The sequence below is a fragment of the Planktothrix mougeotii LEGE 06226 genome (genome assembly GCF_015207485.1).
In the GTDB taxonomy this organism is placed as follows: Bacteria; Cyanobacteriota; Cyanobacteriia; order Cyanobacteriales; family Microcoleaceae; genus Planktothrix.
In genome coordinates this window covers 88,679-106,280 of the sequence record NZ_JADEWU010000008.1, presented here as the reverse complement: position 1 = coordinate 106,280, position 17,602 = coordinate 88,679, and the positions used below count along the sequence as shown (strand labels likewise).

Here is a 17,602-nt window from a genome sequence, read left to right as displayed (position 1 = left end):
GAGACTGATGCCAAAACCCTGTGCAGAGCACTCTTTTCCTGTCTGTTCGGTGTTAAGCTGTTCCCTGTTCCCTGCTATATAAACTTTTTTTACAGACTGAAGGGAAGATTTTTACAAGAGAGATTATGAATAAAGGGTAAATCGCGCTGAAAGTCGTTAAGTTATATTACGATAATCAAAGTTAACGATTTTTCGGTAATACTTTTCCCTGTTCTAACCTTTTCTTGTTCGTTTTTTATATGCCAGTTTTTCCTTCTGCAACCCCGTTATTGCAAGATCGCCAAGAACTGCATCGTTTTTTGTTAGAGTTTCAGCATCATGGATTACAGGATTACCAGACTAAAATTCTAAGTATTGCTCATGAAATTCAATGGATTGATCCGTTAGCAGTTTTACAGGAGTTTTATCATCCTAATTTAATTCATTTTTATTTTGAGAAACCTCAAATTGAGGAATCCTTTGTTGCGGTTGATACGGCTATAAAGTTCACCACAGGAGGAAAAAATCGGTTTTTAGAAGCTCAAAACTTTATTCAGTCTTGTTTAGATAAAACTGTTATTATTGGTTCTAAAAACAGTAATTTACCTAAACCTTATTTCTGTTGTAGTTTTACTTTTTTTGATCAACATTTTAATTCTAATTTATCGGCAGATTCTTTGCCGGATTCTTCAATTCATCAAGAACGAGTTTATTTTCCGCCTACTACCATATTTCTACCAAAATGGCAAGTGATTCGCAAAAAAAATCGCTGCATTTTAATTGTTAATATTGTTTTGAAGAAAAACTCTAAAATTGAAAATATTTTGAGTGATGTTTGGTATAAAAGTCAACAAATTAATGCGTTAGAAAAAACCTCAATTCTCTCGGTTGCCTCTGAAAATTCTAGTTTATTATTGACAAAACAAGTAGAAACTGACCCGAAACCTTATTTACAGTTTAAACAGTCTGTGAATTCTGCTTTAGATTTAATTCAAGCTAAATCTTTAAAGAAATTGGTGCTTTCTCAACCCATTGATGTCGTTTCTAAAAAACCGTTTAATTTGATTCATTCTTTAAATAATTTACGATTTTTGTACCCCGATTGTTATATTTTTTCAACGGGAAATGGCAAGGGTCAACAATTTATTGGTGCGAGTCCAGAACGGTTAATTAGTTTAAAAAATCAGGAGTTAATTACCGATGCCTTGGCGGGTTCAGCCCCCCGGGGCAAAACGCCTTTAGAAGATGTTAATTTAGGTCAAGAATTACTGAATAGTGAAAAAAATCTGCGTGAGCATCAAGTGGTGGTAGATTTTATTGTTGAACGGTTATTAAATTTAGGGTTAACTCCGAATTTAACAGGTTTACCTTGTTTAAGACAACTCACCAATATTCAACACCTCTGGACACCAATTCAATGTCAAGTTTCAACTCATATTCATCTATTAGAAATCTTGGCGCAATTGCACCCCACTCCGGCTGTGGCGGGGACTCCTAGAGATATTGCTCAACAGCAAATTCATCATTATGAAACTTTTGATCGCTCCCTTTATGCGGCTCCTATTGGTTGGATTGATCATCAAGGAAATGGAGAGTTTGTTGTCGGAATTCGTTCGGCTTTATTAGATGGAAATCGTGCTAGACTTTATGCAGGAGCGGGAATTGTGGCGGGGTCAGAACCGGAAAAAGAACTCGCTGAAATTCAGTTAAAATTACAAGCTTTATTACGAGCATTAGTTTAATATCAGTTATCAGTCATCAGTTATCAGTCATCAGTGAAGAGTTGACAGATAATTAACAGTTGATAGTTACAAACTTTGGGTGTCTCCCTAAAGACTATACACGGATGATTGATCACTAATTAATACTGACGATGCTAATTAAAGAGATTGGAGAACAAGGTTTATTGGCAATGGTGCAGCGTTTTTGTTCCCCCGAAATGGTGGGGGATGATGCGGCGATTTTGTCAGTTCCTGGGGATGAATCCTTAGTGATTACAACGGATATGTTAGTCGATAACGTGCATTTTAGCGATCGCACCACATCCCCTTTTGATGTCGGATGGCGTTCAGCCGCCGTTAATTTATCCGATCTGGCTGCGATGGGTGCGTTTCCATTAGGAATTACCGTTGCATTAGGAATAACAGGCGATAAACCCGTTGAATGGGTGGAACAACTTTATCAAGGATTAACAACCTGTTTAAATCCGTACAATACCCCCATTATTGGCGGTGATATTTGCAAATCTTCGGTTACTTGTATTTCTATTACTGCTTTTGGAAGTGTTAACCCAGATTTAGCCATTAAGCGTTCTGCTGCCCGTCCTGGGGATGTGATTGTGGTTACGGGATATCACGGTGACTCACGAGGCGGATTAGAATTACTGTTGCATCCCGAATTAGAAACCCAATTAACACTTGATCAACGATTATCTTTAATCCAAGCTCATCAACGTCCTCAACCCCGCTTGGATGTTTTACCAAAACTTCAAACCTTGTTAACGTCCCACCCTTCTTATGTAATTGCGGGAATGGATAGTAGCGATGGACTCGCCGATGCCATTGTCCAAATTTGTCGAGCGAGTCAAGTCGGAGCTCAGGTACAACGTTGTCAAATTCCGATATCAGAAGCTTTACAAACCTTTGTTCCCTTTCAACAAGCCTTAGAATGGGCATTGTATGGCGGTGAAGACTTCCAACTGGTGTTGTGTCTACCTCCAAGTTTAGGTGAAACACTGGTTCAACAATTAGGAACAGGAGCCTCAATCATCGGTGAGATCACATCCAACCCAAAGATCCTGTTAATCGATGATGCTGAACCCTCAATCGGAGAAGAACTATCCCTCAGTCGAGGATTTCAGCACTTCTAATCAGAACAGGGAGTTATGAATCATTAATTTTAAATTAAACCTTCAAAACTCGAAGCCATCGGCGGCTAATATGAAATCGGAGTAGGGCGTTTCAAGTTCTGGATTCCCAACGGTCGCCACAAACTGAAAACGCTGCCTCTCTCCAAATTCAATCTACGCTTTCCAATTTGTAGCCACTAATTCGGCTAAATCAACCACCCGTTGGCTATAACCCCATTCGTTGTCATACCAAGCCACGACTTTCACCATGTCGCCACCCATAACCATCGTTAAGCTGGCATCCACAATAGAAGAAGCGTCATGTCCCTTGTAGTCAGAAGACACCAAAGGCAGATCGCTATATTCCAGAATTCCCTTCATATTGCCTTCGGCTGCTTCTTGGAGAGCTTGGTTAACTTCTTCGACGAAGGTTTTCTTCTCCACCTGTACCACTAAATCCACAATAGAGACATTAGGGGTAGGAACTCGGAAAGCAATCCCATTGAGTTTTCCTTTTAATTCAGGAATCACTAAAGCAACGGCTTTCGCAGCACCCGTAGAAGTCGGAACAATATTCACCGCAGCGGCTCTGGCCCGACGCACATCCCGGTGACTAGCATCTAACAGACGCTGATCTCCAGTGTAACTGTGGGTTGTAGTCATTGTTCCTTTGACAATGCCGAATTTTTCATGCAGCACTTTAGCAAAGGGAGCTAAACAGTTAGTGGTGCAACTGGCGTTACTGAGAATCCGGTGTTGATCGTGATTGTAGTCTTGGTGATTCACACCCACCACAAAGGTATCCACGCCATCTCCTTTTCCAGGAGCCGTAATTAGGACTTTTTTAGCCCCGGCTTGAATATGCTTAGAGGCTCCTTCCTCCGTAATAAATACCCCAGTGGATTCGATAATTAAATCCACACCCCATTCTTGCCAAGGCAAATTCAAGGGATTGCGATCAGAGACACATTTGATGGTTTTGCCATTAATAATAATGGAGTTTTCATCGGCTTTGATATCCACGCCTTTGAGCGTCCCCAGCATGGAATCATATTTCAGCAAATGAGCATTGGTACTGGGATCAGAAGTATCATTGATTCCCACGAACTCTAAATTGCTATTTTGCCGAGTTAACCAGCAGCGTAAAACGTTACGTCCAATCCGTCCAAAACCGTTAATTGCGACTTTAATCACCTTGTTCCTCCTAACAATGGCATCGCCCAAACCAGGCTAAAGTTTAACGAGATAGATGTTTCTATTGACCCCAATCATACCGTAAAGGCTGTCGCATTCTTCCCTTTTATTTAGGGGTTGAGGGTGAAACCGTCACATCGTCGCACAAATGTCGATCGCTTTCTTCTAAGTCCCCATTTGTCTGTAAATAATCTTGTACCCAGTTACATCCGTGAGCAATCAAATGATCCAGCGATCGCACTTGCTGAAGATTCCACAAAACAACGGTACTATCCTCACTCGCAGAAGCCAGTTTTTGACCGTCGCGACTAAAAGCAACTTCCCAAATCCCTCCGGTGTGGGCTTTGAGGGTGGTTAATAAGGTTCCGTCTGGTTGCCATAATTTAATCATGCCATCCCCACTTCCAGAGGCAAGGAGTTGTCCATCGGGACTAAAGGCTACCGCCCGCACCATATCATGATGTCCCGTTAAAGTCTTGACTAACGTGCCATCGGGTTTCCAGAGTTTCACGGTTTTATCATCGCCACCACTGGCTAAAAGTTGCCCATCAGGACTATAGGCGATTGACCGAACCAGCATTTGACTGGCTTTAATCGTTCTCAACAACTGACCCTCTTTTGTCCAAAGTTTCACCGTGCCATCTCCACTACAGGAGGCAATCTCCTGACCATCGGGACTAAAATCAGCCACCCAAAGACCCGCTTGATGTCCCTTGAATTGCCGGAGTAAAACCGGAGTTTTCCCCTCGACATTCCAGAGTCCAACGGTTCCATCTCCACTGGCGGTGACCAGTCGGCTACCATCGGGACTAAACCGACTTTTTCTCAGAGCGCCTTGATGTCCTTTGACCGTTGATAGCAATGTCCCATCCCTTGTCCACAATTGCAGCATCCCATTCATACTGACAAAGGCTAACCGTTTGCCATCAGGACTAAAGGTGACTCCCATCAAGGGGTGATTGGCTTTTAAGATGCCTAGAGGCAGTAACGACTGTACCCCATCGCGAGTGTTCCAGAGTTTGACCGTCCTATCAAGACTAGCGGAAGCCAAAATTTGACTATCGGGACTAAAGGCAACGCTAAATACGGCAGTTTGATGGGCTTTTAAAGATTTAAGTAAAGGGTTCGACCATTTCCAGAGTTTGACTGTACTGTCTGAAGACATGGAAGCGAGGGTTTGACCATCAGGACTAAACTCCACATCCATGATCATCCCCTGGTGTCCCGCAAAGGTGCTGCGGAGTTGGGGATGGCTCCAAGTTGGCCCCACTCGTTGCCAGAGTTTAACGGTTTTGTCATCGGATACAGAGGCTAGTTGCTGGTTATCGGGACTGAAGGCTACATTCATAACCATGCCCTTGTGTTGTTTCAGGGTCGTAGAGACGTGCCATGGCGCGTCTGTACCAACGGGGGGATCTCCAGAAAATTCCCACAATTTCAGGGTTCCATCGGCCGAGGCTGTGGCAATGGTATTCCCTTGAGGATTAATCGCTATACCGAGAATTACGGCATTATGACCGGGGACAGTGGTTAAGAGTTGACCGTCAACCCCCCAAATCATCAGTTTCCCATCTTCTCGACTTGCCAGGATTTTTTGACTATCTGCGGTAAACGCCAGACCTAAATTTATACCATTCCCGGTCATGAAGGTTCTGAGCAGGGTTCCGTCTCGTCCCCAGAGTTTTACTGTCCCATCTTCACTTCCAGAAGCAATTAATTCCCCATTGCCACTAATCTCTACATTTTGAACTACCGCCTGATGACCCCTTAAGGTGTGGAGTAAAGTCCCATCCCGTGCCCAGAGTTTCACCGTGCGATCGCCAGAACCGGAAGCGATCAATTGACCGTCTCGACTGATGGCCACACCCCCCAATAGTGCCTGATGCCCTTTCAGGCTTTTCAACAGTCTGCCTTCTTTTGTCCACAGATTAACAGCATTATCCTGACCGGCGACAATCATCAGTTTTCCATCGGGGCTAAACTTAATCCCACGAGTTCCGGCCCAAGGTTTGGATAAGCGGTTATATTCATCAGCCCCTAAAATTGCTTGTTGAAGGGCTAATTCCACCTTGCTTTGAGTTTTCGGATCAACTTGACCTAATAACAATAGTTTTTTTCTAGCGCGTAACGCTTCAATTAAGGCATCTAAACGATGATTAGACGCAAATAACCCTTCAGAAGAGGAGGCTAGGGCTTGAATTTCACTAATTCGAGCTTTTCGTTCACTGATAACCACTTTACGATATTGCCAAAAATTCGTTAATCCTAACGCTGTTACAGTAATAAATGCTACTATTAATATTATCATTAATAACCGTTGTCTGTGAGCATTTTTTTCAACTTCTTTGAGTCGTTGGGCTTCTAAAGCTTGTTGAACTTCTTGCCTATCTATGGCTTCACTCGCTGATAAAAATTGATAATCTAAATCACTTAAACTTTTATTTTGTGCCCACTCTTGAGCATCTTGTAAGGCTTTTCCGCGTAATAAACGAGATTGATCCGTTTGTTCTGAGGCGACCCAATCTTCTAATAGTTGCCAGTAAGGACGAAGTTTGTTAAATTCTTTTTCAACCCATTGAAGATTAAAAACTTCTCGATAAATTCTATTTTTAATTTTTAGAGATTGTTTGTCTTGAATCACTAAACCCGACAACAGTAGTTCAATTTTTTCTCGGCTATCATCAACGTTTACGTCTATTTGATTTAAAATTTGTTGGTAGATACCCAGGAGTCTTCCGGCTTTTTGTTCGTTTCTCAGCAGGCGATCGCGGATGGTTCTTAAATGTTCAGGTTCATCTTGTTTTTCCCAATTAGTAATTAAATATTGTCTAGCAATAGACTCGACTGCATTTTTTTCATGACCCGGGGAAATCCTTAACCTCGAAACGGAATTAACAGTCATTAATTGAAAGATTAATTGACTAAATTTATGGGTTAAAAAAGGTTGTCCGCCTGTCCAATTTAAAATTTCTTTTAAAATTTCTGTGCCATTTTCACACTGATCATTTAATCCCACCGCTAAAGGTTGCGCTTCCTCAAAGGTAAAGCCGTCAAGATGAATGGGTTTCCCAATATTAAAAGGAGTTCGATTCCGATCTTGAATTAAATCACTGGGTGTGGAAACTCCACAAATTGCCCAAGTTATTCGATAATATTGGGGAGCTATGACTCTTTTATTATAAAAGGAGCGAATCAGGGCAAAAAAATCATCGACTTGAAATTTTAAACTTAAAACACTATCAATTTCATCAATTAAAATGATAATATTTTGATCAGGGAAATATTCTAATAAAATATCTTCAATAAAATAGCCTAATCTTTGCGCTAAAGATAATTCAGCGTTGTCTAACCACCAAGCTTTTAAATTAAATTGCCCAAACAAATGAAAATATCTACATAACTCCGCAACAATTCCTTTATACCACTGTTCAGGAGTAACGGTTTCACTTCCAATCACGGTTAAATCAATAATCGCACACTGAAACCCTTGATTTTGAAGTCGATGAGTTGTCCGTACTAAAAGAGAAGATTTCCCCATCTGCCGACAATTAAGAATATAACAAAACTCTCCCTTTCTTAAAGCTTCATATAATTCTTTATCAGCTTTTCGGGGAACATAACTCGGTATATAAGTAGCCAGACTCCCCCCAACTTGATAATAGGATTTAATCATCAGTTATCAGTGTAGAGACGCGCCATGGCGCGTCTGTATCAGTTATCAGTGTAGAGACGCGCCATGGCGCGTCTGTATCAGTTATCGGTGTAGAGACGCGCCATGGCGCGTCTGTACCAGTTATCAGTTTATTACCTATTGCCTATTGCCTGTTCCCTGTTCCCTGTTCCCTGTTCCCTGTTCCCTGTTATTAAAGAGGTAAAGAAGGTGCTGGAGGAGGGTTAACAGAGCGTTCAATGGTGATTTTATTGCTTTCTCGTTGAGTTTGCATTTCAACGGCGATCGCTTCAAAAAGTACCTCTAAACTACTGTAAGGAACTTCTAAATCAACAGTGGTTTCAATTTGATCAAACCCATTAGGTGAAAATTCTGTTAACCACCGAGGGCCATCAACAACACTGCGAGTTTGCCGATCAAACAGCCAAACTTTGACATAAATTCGAGGTAAACCATCGGGAAGTCGCACCCGAACTTTTACCAATCGTCCGGCAATAATTTCTGTAGTTAAGACTTCAATTTCTGGATCTGGAACGGGTTGATCCTCTGATAAAATATAGGGGATGGGTTGATTTGTGGTAGAAGTTTCCGGTTTCGTTTCTTTCCCTAGTTTACGTTTTGAAAAAAATGCCGCAGGAGATTCCAAAGGTTCATCATCGACAACAATTTCTTCTAATTCTTCCTGGGGATGAATCACTTCTGAGAAAACAGTGGAACAGGCATCTTGCCTGTCGTCATCACTGTCATGATCAGAACGTTTAACAATATTAGTAGCAGCATTAAACGGAATCTCCGGTAGAGGATTAACGTTAGCGCGTTTAACCCATTGTGACCATGACCGATCCTGGGCTAGAGAATTTAACCGCGACCAAAATCGATTATTGAGATCCAACGCTTGAAACGCTTGTTGAACCTCTGGATCTTGTTTGGGTTTAGGGATATGGTGTTCGGATTCTACTATTGAATCTGGAGCAGGTATCGACAAGGGTGAAATTGAAACGGGGATATCTGTAGACGTTGATTCGGACGTTTCAACACCGATTGATAAATCCTCAGATACGGGAACCCCAGGGGTCTGAACCTCCTGAGTCGTTGAACTCTGGCTGAATGTGGGTAAATCTAGGGGGGTAGAGGGTCGAGAGTCGGTTCCAGACGAATGAATTTTGGGCGGCAAAATGGTGGCAATCTCAGGAGCAAAGGGTTCAGCAGAAGGGGATTGAGCCGTTTTTATGTTATCGCTGAGGTCGGGTAATTCCAAAACTCCCAAATCCAAGGTTGAAAGGTCAGGGAAGTCTTCTTGATCCTGTTGGGTGCCAAAACCTTGATCAATAGCTTCGAGGAGATGTTCAACCTGAGTCACAATGTTAAAAGATTCGGTCGTGACGGGAACTCCATCATGGGAAAAGATGACTTCCCCTAAAATTAAACGGGTTTTGCATTCAAAGGGAATATAAACCACACCGGAAAAAGACAGGGGAAAATCCGAGAACCGAAGGGGTTGGCTGACCTGAAATAACGGTTCTGCCGTTTGGGGGTCGCGTAAACGAAATTGCAGTTCACAGGAAGGAAGGACGGGATAAACAGAAGTTGAAGGCTGAGAGGGGGAAGCGATGGGTAGTTCGATGCGTCCCCATAGGATTACAGGTTGTCCCAAACGGGCCACAAAGGAATCTTGATCGAGGCTCAGGTGCAGTGCCTTAAGTAAAGTCTCTACCGCTTGCAGAGGTTGGGGAGACTCTTCAACCAGGGACAGGGGAGTTTCAGGGGTTAAAACTTGGGGTTGTGGGGGTTCAGCAACCGGATTTGAACGAGAGGTGGGAAATTGTACAATTTTAGGGGAAGGTTCCGGTGTTAGCTCAGTATGTACCGATTCTGTAGGGATAATATTAACTGTCTCTGGTTCAGTTTCTTCAAAGGGCTGATCAAGGTCTTCTAGGTCTACGGGGAGAACTCGGAGTTGGATTGTTCTTTTGCCAACGGTTGATAATAATCCAGAGGTCAGTTGAGGGGAGCAGGAAAACTGCCAATTTCCCGGTTTTAAGGAGGTATAAGGCATCACCACCATTAACCCTTCGGAATTGGTCGTTAGTGTCCGTGTTTGAATCTGTTGAACGGGTGGAAGGGCTTCAAAATCTTGATAGATAATGCGAACATCAATGGAAGTGTTTGTATAGCCAGAACGGGCGACCATCCGATAGCGCCCTTCTAAAATTTCAACATCGGGGGATTCTAAGGTCAGCCAGCTATTATCCCCTTCTTTTTGGACTAGAAATTCCCAACTTGCCATTTCCCGCCTCTATATCAGGTGGTGTTTTGTCTTTCCTACAATATAATAGCGGAATCAGAGTCAGGAAATAGGAGGAGGCAGGAGGCAGGAGGCAGGAGGAATAAAGAATTAAGAATAAAGAATTAAGAATAAATCTCTATTCTTCTTTCCCAGTTCCCTCTACCTTCTGTCCCCTGCCTCCTGCCTTCTACAGTAATCCTGTATTCATTCCGGGCTTGCCCGTTGCCAGTTCCACTTTAACAATTTTACCGCCCATTTTCATGATGCGTTGTTGTTCTTTGAACCAATTGTCATAGGGAACTAACTTTGTAAAGTAAGTATTTTGTAATTCCCGTTGGGTACGAATCCGGGTTTGGCTTGGCACACAAGCTGTTACTTTAAACATCCGCATTTTTTTTCGTCTCTCCTGAGCAAATTTAACAAGTTTTAGATCAATTTTAAATGCTCAAAGGCCGGGAGTCAGAAGTCAATACTAGCTCGCTAAAACTTATCAGGAATAACAGACAAGCCTTTGGCGGTCTAGCACTCACTCCAGACTTCCCTGGCCTTGAAGGTTGTTCGGATTTTGAATTGGGAATTTAGTTAGAAATTCACCCTCAAAAACCTAACATCGGTTTTAGCTTAAGCCAGAGGAGATATAGTCAAAGTAAATGCCCATTTCTTTGCCAGCATCAGCACCCACTAAACTAGCGGTGACTTCTTTCATGGCTTGGATGGCTTGAACGGTAGAACCGATGGGAACACCCAGAGAGTTATAGGTTTCTTTCAAACCGTTGAGCACGCGCTCATCGAGAATGGAAGGATCGCCAGCTAACATGGCGTAGGTGGCATAACGGAGGTAGTAGTCTAAGTCGCGAATGCAAGCAGCATAACGACGGGTGGTGTACATATTTCCACCAGGACGGGTGACGTCAGAGTAAAGCAGAGATTTGGCTACTGCTTCTTTGACGATGGTGGCTGCGTTGGCACTAATCGTGGAAGCAGCACGAACCCGCAGTTCGCCAGTGGCGAAGTAGGCTTTTAATTTGCCCAGGGCGCTGGCATCCAGGTACTTACCTTGAACGTCAGAAGAATTGATTACGGAGGTAATGGCGTCTTGCATGATTGTTCTATTTCCTTGTAGTCGCTGAATCTAGGAATCGTTTAAAAAAGGTGATAAAGCAATCGGAACTATGACATTGCACCGATCACATAGTCGAAGTAAGCTGAGGCTTCGGCTGCATCTTCACCAGATAACAGACCAGCAGCAACATTCTTCGTAGCACGAATTCCTTCGACAACGGCTTCAATGGGGGTACCCAGAGATTTGTACATTTCCCGAGCGCCAACAATCCCGATTTCTTCGATGGGGGTAACATCGCCCGCAACGATTCCATAGGTGACCAGACGCAGGTAATAGTCGAGGTCGCGTAAGCAGGTAGCGGTCATTTCTTGGCCATAAGCATTGCCACCAGGAGAGACCACATCAGGGCGTTTCTGGAAGAGTTGGCTTCCAGCTTCTTTGATGATGCGCTCACGGGCACCTGTCAGCGTTTCGGCGATGCGAACGCGACGCTCACCAGAGGTGACGAAGGCTTTGATTCGATCTAATTCACCAGGGCTGAGGTAACGCGCTTCGGCGTCGGCATTAACGATGGATTTTGTGACGATACTCATTTTCTACAAAAAGCGTTTAGCTAACGTTTTCCTGATTGACACTCTCCCGAAAACCCATGTAATTGAGTTGGAGAGTCTCAGAGTGACCTCTGAGCGTTCCTGCTTGTTCAGATACATTCTGGATCAAGGCATGATCTTAGAGTGTATCTGCTTTGTGATCCGCAATCAAATCTATTTTTATTTAAGATTTTTATCGGTTCACTTTTGGCTTGTTCCTAGCCCTCAAAAATTTTTGAGATTTTTAGGGGACAGTTCACAAGCTTGACATCCTCCACTGCCCGAAAGCAAGTGAATTCCCAGCCTGCTCCCGATTCGGGTCTGCATCTGATGGGTTGACGCTTCCTTGATCACAGCCTAAATTCTTAGGTCTTATGCTTTCTTTCTCCACGCCCGTTTAGAGTCTCCGAATGCCTTCCGGCGACTGTAACTCGCTTTGGACATTCGCCCAATACTGTTACTACCTATCGCTTGTATTTTGAGGCATAGAGCCCACATTCTTAGCGGGATTGTAATAGTTTTTAACATTCCACGAGGCGGGAGCGGTGTCCACTGGTTTTTGCAGGTAAAATTTAATCCAAAACATCATCAACCCTAAGCCCAGTCAAAAACTATATCTATTTTTTGAGAACACCGGAAAACTAATGTCACAATAGATTCGGTTTCTATCTGAATTGTTGCTTCCAGAATATGCGTCTAACTCCATGGAATTGTCCTCCGTTCAAAGTTCTACAACAGTGCTTTCCGGGTTTTAACGGTTTCAAAACCCTACTGACAACCTTAGTGATTGTTAGTGTATTCTTTTTTACCCTTGTTCCGACCGCGTTAGCCAATTTGGATGATGATCGCTTTGATGGTAATATTTTTGCGCTGTATGGGGGAAATGGTTCCCTAGTCCCTCCCAGAGTTACCTTAGCAGAATCCCGTAGACAAGGTAGACCCGCTTTATTAGTCTTTTTCTTGGACGATAGCAAAGATTGTAAAAAATTTACAACAACTGTATCTGAACTTCAGCGTTTTTACGGAAGGTCTGCTGATTTTATTCCGGTCAATGTTGATACTTTATTACCCGATACCCAGTTTTCCCCCCAGGAACCGGGCTATTATTACAAAGGCTATGTTCCTCAAACCGTATTAATTGACCAGTCGGGGAAAGTGGTTCTTGATCAAAACGGACAAGTTGCTTTTGAACGTGTCGATGATGTGTTTCGTCAAGTTTTTGATTTACTTCCTCGGTCTGAATCTGTGGAATTGCGGCGACGTTCTTTCAATGAATTTAACACCGAGTTAGTAGAAACTCAGCGTTAAAACCGTTGGGGATATTGTGGATTGTAGATTCGACCGGGCGATCGCTTCATAAAATGTTACATTTTTGTTAAGATTGAGTCAGTCGGTCTATTTTCCCCTATTAATTTCTAAACCAAGCGTGATGAATACCCCCTCCTCTCCAGCATCCTCAGAAGTTAAACCTAACGAATCCAAACCCAGCTATGTTAAATTAGCGATGCGAAATATGGTTCGCAAAGGCGGAAAGTCGTTGTTTCATTTGGCATTAACCACGATGGGTTTATTAGGATTTCTCATCGGGATGGCTTACCTGACTCGCTAACCCCTAGAATTTTAATTAAATTTTATCGGATAGCAGTCGCCAGACCTATTAAGACAAAGAGTGATACAGCAAAGCTAGACTTGTGTTTGTCTTTTCCTCCCTGTTCCCTGTTCCCCATTCGTAATTCGTAATTCGTAATTCTCTGTTTCCTTCTATAAATGAGCGTTAAAATTGAAGTTAGTATACAGGACTGTTTTTGGGATCGGTTTGTATTAGAAAACCCAGAACCTAACTCCAGCCCAGACGAGATTATAGAGTCTTCCCCGGTTATAATTGACTGTCCCATCAAGGAAACAGAATGGGAAAATTGGTTTCAAATTTGGCTGAATCATTTACAGTTTGATCTTCCCAGAGCATCCAGTTATGAATTAAGCTTGCGTCTGACGGATAATACGGAGATAGAAACGTTAAATACTCAGTATCGTTCCCAAAATAAACCTACGGATGTGTTAGCCTTTGCTACATTAGAGGTCGATTGTCCCCGACCTCCCGAAATTTTATCTTCTCAATCCCTGTATTTGGGTGATATTGTCATTTCAGTGGAAACTGCTTACAACCAAGCTCAAGAACAGCGGCATTCCCTCAAAACCGAGTTAGGATGGTTAGCGACTCACGGGTTATTACATCTTTTAGGTTGGGATCATCCTGATGATGAAAGTTTAACGGAAATGTTAAACCAACAACGAGTTCTTTTAGAAACCATTGGATTAGTTAACTCGCTACAGTGACTCCCTGAGTACAGCACAAATTCTCAGGTAGAACCATGAAGCACAGATTTATAAAATTATGGTAGATTGCTTGCAGTATGCCTATGGAAACTGAATGTGGTTAAAAATGTAATCAGTGAAGGATCTATCCACTAATGCACCTAAACAAACCCTCTATTTCCGAATTTGCAGCCTCATCGTTGATTTCTCTACCTCAAGGAACAACACCAGTACAGCCCAACCGGTCTGATGCTATGGGAAAAAAATATAACCGAGAATTATCTTGGACAATAGCATCTAATTTATTAGTTAGCTTTAGATATGCTTGGGCTGGAATCATCTATGCTTTTAGAACCCAAAGAAACTTTCGGATTCATACTATTATTGGAACCCTAGCCATTGGCTTGGGTGTTTTTTTAAATTTACCCAAGGTGGAAGTGGCAATTATTGGCTTAACCATTGGGGCGGTAATGACAATGGAATTATTGAATACAGCCATAGAATCCGTTGTTGATTTAACGGTGGGTCAGTCTTACCATGAGTTAGCCAAAATTGCTAAAGATTGCGCTGCTGCGGCCGTTTTAATCTCTGCTATCGTGGCATTATTTGTGGCTGTAATCTTACTATTACCTCCTTTCATCGCCTGGATTAACCTTACCTTATTAGGAGTTTAAACCTTGATTATTGTTATTGATAATTACGATAGTTTTACTTACAATATTGTTCAATATTTAGGAGAGCTAGGTCAAGAATTACCGATTGCTTCTGAAGTTCAAGTGTTTAGAAATGACAAAATTTCTATCGAAGAAATTCGTCAGATGAAACCTGATGCTGTGGTGATTTCTCCAGGGCCAGGTCGTCCAGAAGATGCCGGAATTTCCCTAGAATTAATTCGAGAATTAGGGCCAACTTTACCCATTTTAGGCGTATGTTTAGGTCATCAAAGTATTGGTCAAGTATTCGGGGGGAATATTATTTCTGCACCGGAACTGATGCACGGAAAAACATCCCCCGTTCATCATACTGGGGTCGGTGTTTTCTCTAATATCGAGAATCCCTTAACCGCCACTCGCTATCATAGCTTAGTGATTGAACGAGAAACCTGTCCTGACGTTTTAGAAATTACCGGATGGGTAGAAGATGGGACAATTATGGGGGTTCGCCATCGGGACTATCCCCATATTCAGGGGGTACAATTTCACCCGGAAAGCGTTCTCACCCGTTCTGGAAAACAACTCTTAAGAAATTTCCTAGAGCAGATTTGACACTCTCACCTTACATCGCGAAGCGATGTAAGGTGAGATTCTTTGTTCAGCGAATCGACTTGCCTTAACAGAACGGATTCTGTCAAAGTAGAGGTCAATTCTCCCAAAGCGTTCACCTCGACTTCGCTCGGTGAGCGGAGCCGAACCAAAGTTCCGGTATGTCCTGCCGTACTTAATCCAATTCTTAAAATATTTTTTGCAGCATTTTCATCCCTATCTAACTGACATCCACAACTACAAACATGGGTTCTTGTTGATAGGGATTTTTTGACGGTTTTTCCACAATTAGAGCAATTTTGGCTTGTATATTGAGGAGGAACAGCAATAGTAGCCTTGCCATACTTTCTCCCAAAATATTCTAACCAAATACGGAATTGATACCAAGCTGCATCACTAATTGATTTAGCTAGACAATGATTTTTGACTAAGTTCTTAATTCTTAAATCTTCGTAGGCGACCAAATCGTTAGATTGGATGACGGAGTATGCAACACGCTTGCTAAACTCTTTTCGTTGCCGACTAATTTTTAGATGAGCCTTAGATAATCTCTGTCTGGCTTTTTTGCGGTTATTAGACCCTTTCTGTTTACGAGAAAGTTGTCTTTGTAACCGCTTAATTTTCTTCTCTCCTTTTCTTAAGAATTTGGGGTGATCTACTTTATTACCTTGGTCATCAGTGTAGAAAGCAGATAATCCTACATCTAAACCGATTGTTTTATTAGTTGGTTCAGATTGAATCTTAACGTCAATTGAGAGTAGAAATTGGCAATAGTAGCCGTCTGCACGCCTAACTAATCGAACTCGTTTAATTTGTTCGGGTTGATAGAAGTGCAGATCATAGCTTCCTACTAACCGTAACCGCCCAATCCCTTTCTTGTCAGTAAAGGTAATGGCTTTACGAGTTTCTAAATTTAATTGCCATCCGGTTGTTTTATATTCAACCGAACGGCAATTCTTTTTGAATTTAGGGAAGCCTTTTTTGCCGGGAACTTTCCGTTTGCAATTATCGTAGAATCGAGCGATAGCTGACCATGCTCTCTCGGCGCTAGATTGTCTAGCTTGAGAATTCAATTCCGACGCGAATTTAAAGTCATGAGCTAATACACGACAATATTTGTTCAAATCGTACTTATTAACCCCTTTGTTATCCCTCCAATATCTTAAACACTTGTTCTGGACGAATTGGGCTGTACGAATCGCTTCATCTATTGCCTTGCGTTGTTGCAATGCGGCTCTAACTTTAAATTCTAAAACCAACATTTATGCTACCTATCTCGACCTAAATCTAGGTTAGCACAAGTTTTCTGTTTTGTGTCAACTGTTTCTATATCGTGCTACACTGGGTATATTCCTCGGTTTTTCATCCCACCGTTAAGCAAAGCTGTAACTATAGTACCTTCAAACCGAGATCCTAGATAATTGTTAACTCGGAACGGTCATCCCGGCTTTAATCCCTTGCTTCCGTCAACCCAAAAATTATGAAACGGCGAAAATTAATTCAATTAACAACCACCACGCTATTAACAACGTTAGCAACTGGGTTAACGTCTCAATGGCAAAAATCTACAGCCCAATCTGCTTCTGGAAATACTTTAACTGTCCAATGGTTAGGACATACGGCTTTTTTATTTACAGGGGGAGGATTAAGAGTTTTAGTCAATCCTTTTCGCCAAATTGGGTGCACCAGTGGTTATCGCAGTCCGCAACAATTTCAAACGGATTTAGTCTTAATTAGTAGCCGTCTCTTAGATGAGGGAGTGATAGAAGGATTTACAGGAAATCCCGCTTTATTATATGAACCGGGTGTCTATCAATTTAATGGCACTCAAATTCAAGGGATTCGCACGATTAAAGACCGATTTGAAGGGCGCAGATTTGGCGTTAATGTCGCTTGGTTATGGAAACAAGCCGGGATTAAAATTTTACATTTAGGAGGACTAGCAGCCCCTTTAGGAATGGAAGAACGTATTTTAATTGGTCGTCCTGATTTAATGTTAATTCCGGTTGGCGGAGGTGCAAAATCCTATACCCCAGAAGAAGCCAAAAAAACCATTGAATTTTTGAATCCGCGAATTGTAATTCCCACCCATTATCGAACGTTAGCGGCGGATGCAACAACCTGTGATCTTGAACCCATTGATAATTTTTTAACCGTAATGGCAGGAAACTCCATACAAATTCAACAAACAGATACCCTGACATTAACCGCCGATAATTTACCCAAACAAGGCCCCAGAATTGATGTCTTAAGTTATAACTTTGATAATAATCCAAGGAGTTAGGTTTTAGTTTACAGTTAATCTTTAGTTGTTAACAAGTACAGTCGGGATCTTTAAAATTAACTAAAATTTTGATGAATCCCCTACCAAATGATAACTGATAAATCCTCAT

At 42.1% G+C, this 17,602-nt stretch carries 15 protein-coding genes; 8 read left to right on the top strand and 7 right to left on the bottom strand.

From position 1 onward, the window contains the following. The first annotated feature begins 239 nt into the window (after positions 1-239). Together IQ236_RS06050 and thiL are read left to right on the top strand one after the other, a co-directional pair. Entirely contained in the window at positions 240-1,721 is a 1,482-nt protein-coding gene (locus IQ236_RS06050) for an isochorismate synthase (RefSeq protein ID WP_193868419.1), read from the top strand. A 131-nt stretch (positions 1,722-1,852) separates the two neighbouring features. Beyond that, the gene (thiL, locus tag IQ236_RS06045) at positions 1,853-2,848 is read left to right on the top strand and encodes a thiamine-phosphate kinase (RefSeq protein WP_193868418.1); all 996 of its coding nucleotides are present in this window, start codon (positions 1,853-1,855) and stop codon (positions 2,846-2,848) included. 153 nt (positions 2,849-3,001) lie between these two features. Here the strand turns inward: thiL and IQ236_RS06040 are convergent, their stop codons facing one another. The 6 genes from IQ236_RS06040 to apcA all read right to left on the bottom strand — a co-directional run bounded on the left by IQ236_RS06040 (position 3,002) and on the right by apcA (position 11,634). Further along, a complete protein-coding gene (locus IQ236_RS06040; RefSeq protein ID WP_193868417.1) occupies positions 3,002-4,021 on the bottom strand; it encodes a type I glyceraldehyde-3-phosphate dehydrogenase in 1,020 nt (339 codons plus the stop codon). A gap of 106 nt (positions 4,022-4,127) precedes the next feature. After that, positions 4,128-7,694: a WD40 domain-containing protein gene (locus tag IQ236_RS06035; RefSeq protein WP_193868416.1), complete on the bottom strand. Its 3,567-nt coding sequence runs from the start codon at positions 7,692-7,694 to the stop codon at positions 4,128-4,130. Between the two features lie 190 nt (positions 7,695-7,884). Beyond that, on the bottom strand, positions 7,885-9,978 hold the full coding sequence (locus IQ236_RS06030; RefSeq protein WP_193868415.1) for a hypothetical protein: 2,094 nt from the start codon (positions 9,976-9,978) through the stop codon (positions 7,885-7,887). 187 nt (positions 9,979-10,165) lie between these two features. Continuing rightward, positions 10,166-10,369 carry a phycobilisome linker polypeptide gene (locus tag IQ236_RS06025; protein ID WP_190518281.1) on the bottom strand — a complete coding sequence of 68 codons (204 nt, stop codon included), beginning with the start codon at positions 10,367-10,369 and terminating at the stop codon, positions 10,166-10,168. Between the two features lie 225 nt (positions 10,370-10,594). Beyond that, positions 10,595-11,080 (bottom strand): allophycocyanin subunit beta, encoded by a 486-nt coding sequence (apcB, locus tag IQ236_RS06020; protein ID WP_072720267.1) that lies wholly within the window; start codon positions 11,078-11,080, stop codon positions 10,595-10,597. Between the two features lie 68 nt (positions 11,081-11,148). Further along, positions 11,149-11,634 carry an allophycocyanin subunit alpha gene (apcA, locus tag IQ236_RS06015; RefSeq protein WP_072720268.1) on the bottom strand — a complete coding sequence of 162 codons (486 nt, stop codon included), beginning with the start codon at positions 11,632-11,634 and terminating at the stop codon, positions 11,149-11,151. 687 nt (positions 11,635-12,321) lie between these two features. Here apcA and IQ236_RS06010 point away from each other — a divergent pair. The 5 genes from IQ236_RS06010 (at position 12,322) to IQ236_RS05990 (ending at position 15,212) form a co-directional block, all read left to right on the top strand. Next, positions 12,322-12,939, top strand: coding sequence for a thylakoid membrane photosystem I accumulation factor (locus IQ236_RS06010; RefSeq protein ID WP_193868414.1), 618 nt, complete (start codon positions 12,322-12,324; stop codon positions 12,937-12,939). 121 nt (positions 12,940-13,060) lie between these two features. Continuing rightward, positions 13,061-13,240: a DUF3285 domain-containing protein gene (locus IQ236_RS06005; protein ID WP_193868413.1), complete on the top strand. Its 180-nt coding sequence runs from the start codon at positions 13,061-13,063 to the stop codon at positions 13,238-13,240. A gap of 158 nt (positions 13,241-13,398) precedes the next feature. Continuing rightward, positions 13,399-13,968, top strand: a complete 570-nt coding sequence (gene ybeY / locus IQ236_RS06000) for an rRNA maturation RNase YbeY (RefSeq protein WP_193868412.1) — start codon at positions 13,399-13,401, stop codon at positions 13,966-13,968. Positions 13,969-14,201: 233 nt separating this feature from the next. After that, a complete protein-coding gene (locus tag IQ236_RS05995) occupies positions 14,202-14,621 on the top strand; it encodes a diacylglycerol kinase (RefSeq protein ID WP_228041453.1) in 420 nt (139 codons plus the stop codon). A 3-nt stretch (positions 14,622-14,624) separates the two neighbouring features. Continuing rightward, on the top strand, positions 14,625-15,212 hold the full coding sequence (locus IQ236_RS05990; RefSeq protein ID WP_193868410.1) for an anthranilate synthase component II: 588 nt from the start codon (positions 14,625-14,627) through the stop codon (positions 15,210-15,212). A 5-nt stretch (positions 15,213-15,217) separates the two neighbouring features. Here IQ236_RS05990 and IQ236_RS05985 read toward each other — a convergent pair whose 3' ends face one another. Beyond that, positions 15,218-16,471: an RNA-guided endonuclease InsQ/TnpB family protein gene (locus tag IQ236_RS05985; RefSeq protein WP_193868409.1), complete on the bottom strand. Its 1,254-nt coding sequence runs from the start codon at positions 16,469-16,471 to the stop codon at positions 15,218-15,220. Between the two features lie 218 nt (positions 16,472-16,689). Between IQ236_RS05985 and IQ236_RS05980 the strand changes: the two genes are divergently transcribed. Continuing rightward, positions 16,690-17,493: an MBL fold metallo-hydrolase gene (locus tag IQ236_RS05980; RefSeq protein ID WP_193868408.1), complete on the top strand. Its 804-nt coding sequence runs from the start codon at positions 16,690-16,692 to the stop codon at positions 17,491-17,493. The last annotated feature ends 109 nt before the right edge of the window (positions 17,494-17,602 follow it).

Coding starts and splice junctions, on each gene's coding strand:
- IQ236_RS06050 (WP_193868419.1), top strand. CDS start 240: ATGCCAGTTTTTCCTTCTGCAACCCCGTTATTGCAAGATCGCCAAGAA.
- thiL (WP_193868418.1), top strand. CDS start 1,853: ATGCTAATTAAAGAGATTGGAGAACAAGGTTTATTGGCAATGGTGCAG.
- IQ236_RS06035 (WP_193868416.1), bottom strand. CDS start 7,694: ATGATTAAATCCTATTATCAAGTTGGGGGGAGTCTGGCTACTTATATA.
- IQ236_RS06030 (WP_193868415.1), bottom strand. CDS start 9,978: ATGGCAAGTTGGGAATTTCTAGTCCAAAAAGAAGGGGATAATAGCTGG.
- IQ236_RS06025 (WP_190518281.1), bottom strand. CDS start 10,369: ATGCGGATGTTTAAAGTAACAGCTTGTGTGCCAAGCCAAACCCGGATT.
- apcB (WP_072720267.1), bottom strand. CDS start 11,080: ATGCAAGACGCCATTACCTCCGTAATCAATTCTTCTGACGTTCAAGGT.
- apcA (WP_072720268.1), bottom strand. CDS start 11,634: ATGAGTATCGTCACAAAATCCATCGTTAATGCCGACGCCGAAGCGCGT.
- IQ236_RS06010 (WP_193868414.1), top strand. CDS start 12,322: ATGCGTCTAACTCCATGGAATTGTCCTCCGTTCAAAGTTCTACAACAG.
- IQ236_RS06005 (WP_193868413.1), top strand. CDS start 13,061: ATGAATACCCCCTCCTCTCCAGCATCCTCAGAAGTTAAACCTAACGAA.
- ybeY (WP_193868412.1), top strand. CDS start 13,399: ATGAGCGTTAAAATTGAAGTTAGTATACAGGACTGTTTTTGGGATCGG.
- IQ236_RS05995 (WP_228041453.1), top strand. CDS start 14,202: ATGGGAAAAAAATATAACCGAGAATTATCTTGGACAATAGCATCTAAT.
- IQ236_RS05985 (WP_193868409.1), bottom strand. CDS start 16,471: ATGTTGGTTTTAGAATTTAAAGTTAGAGCCGCATTGCAACAACGCAAG.
- IQ236_RS05980 (WP_193868408.1), top strand. CDS start 16,690: ATGAAACGGCGAAAATTAATTCAATTAACAACCACCACGCTATTAACA.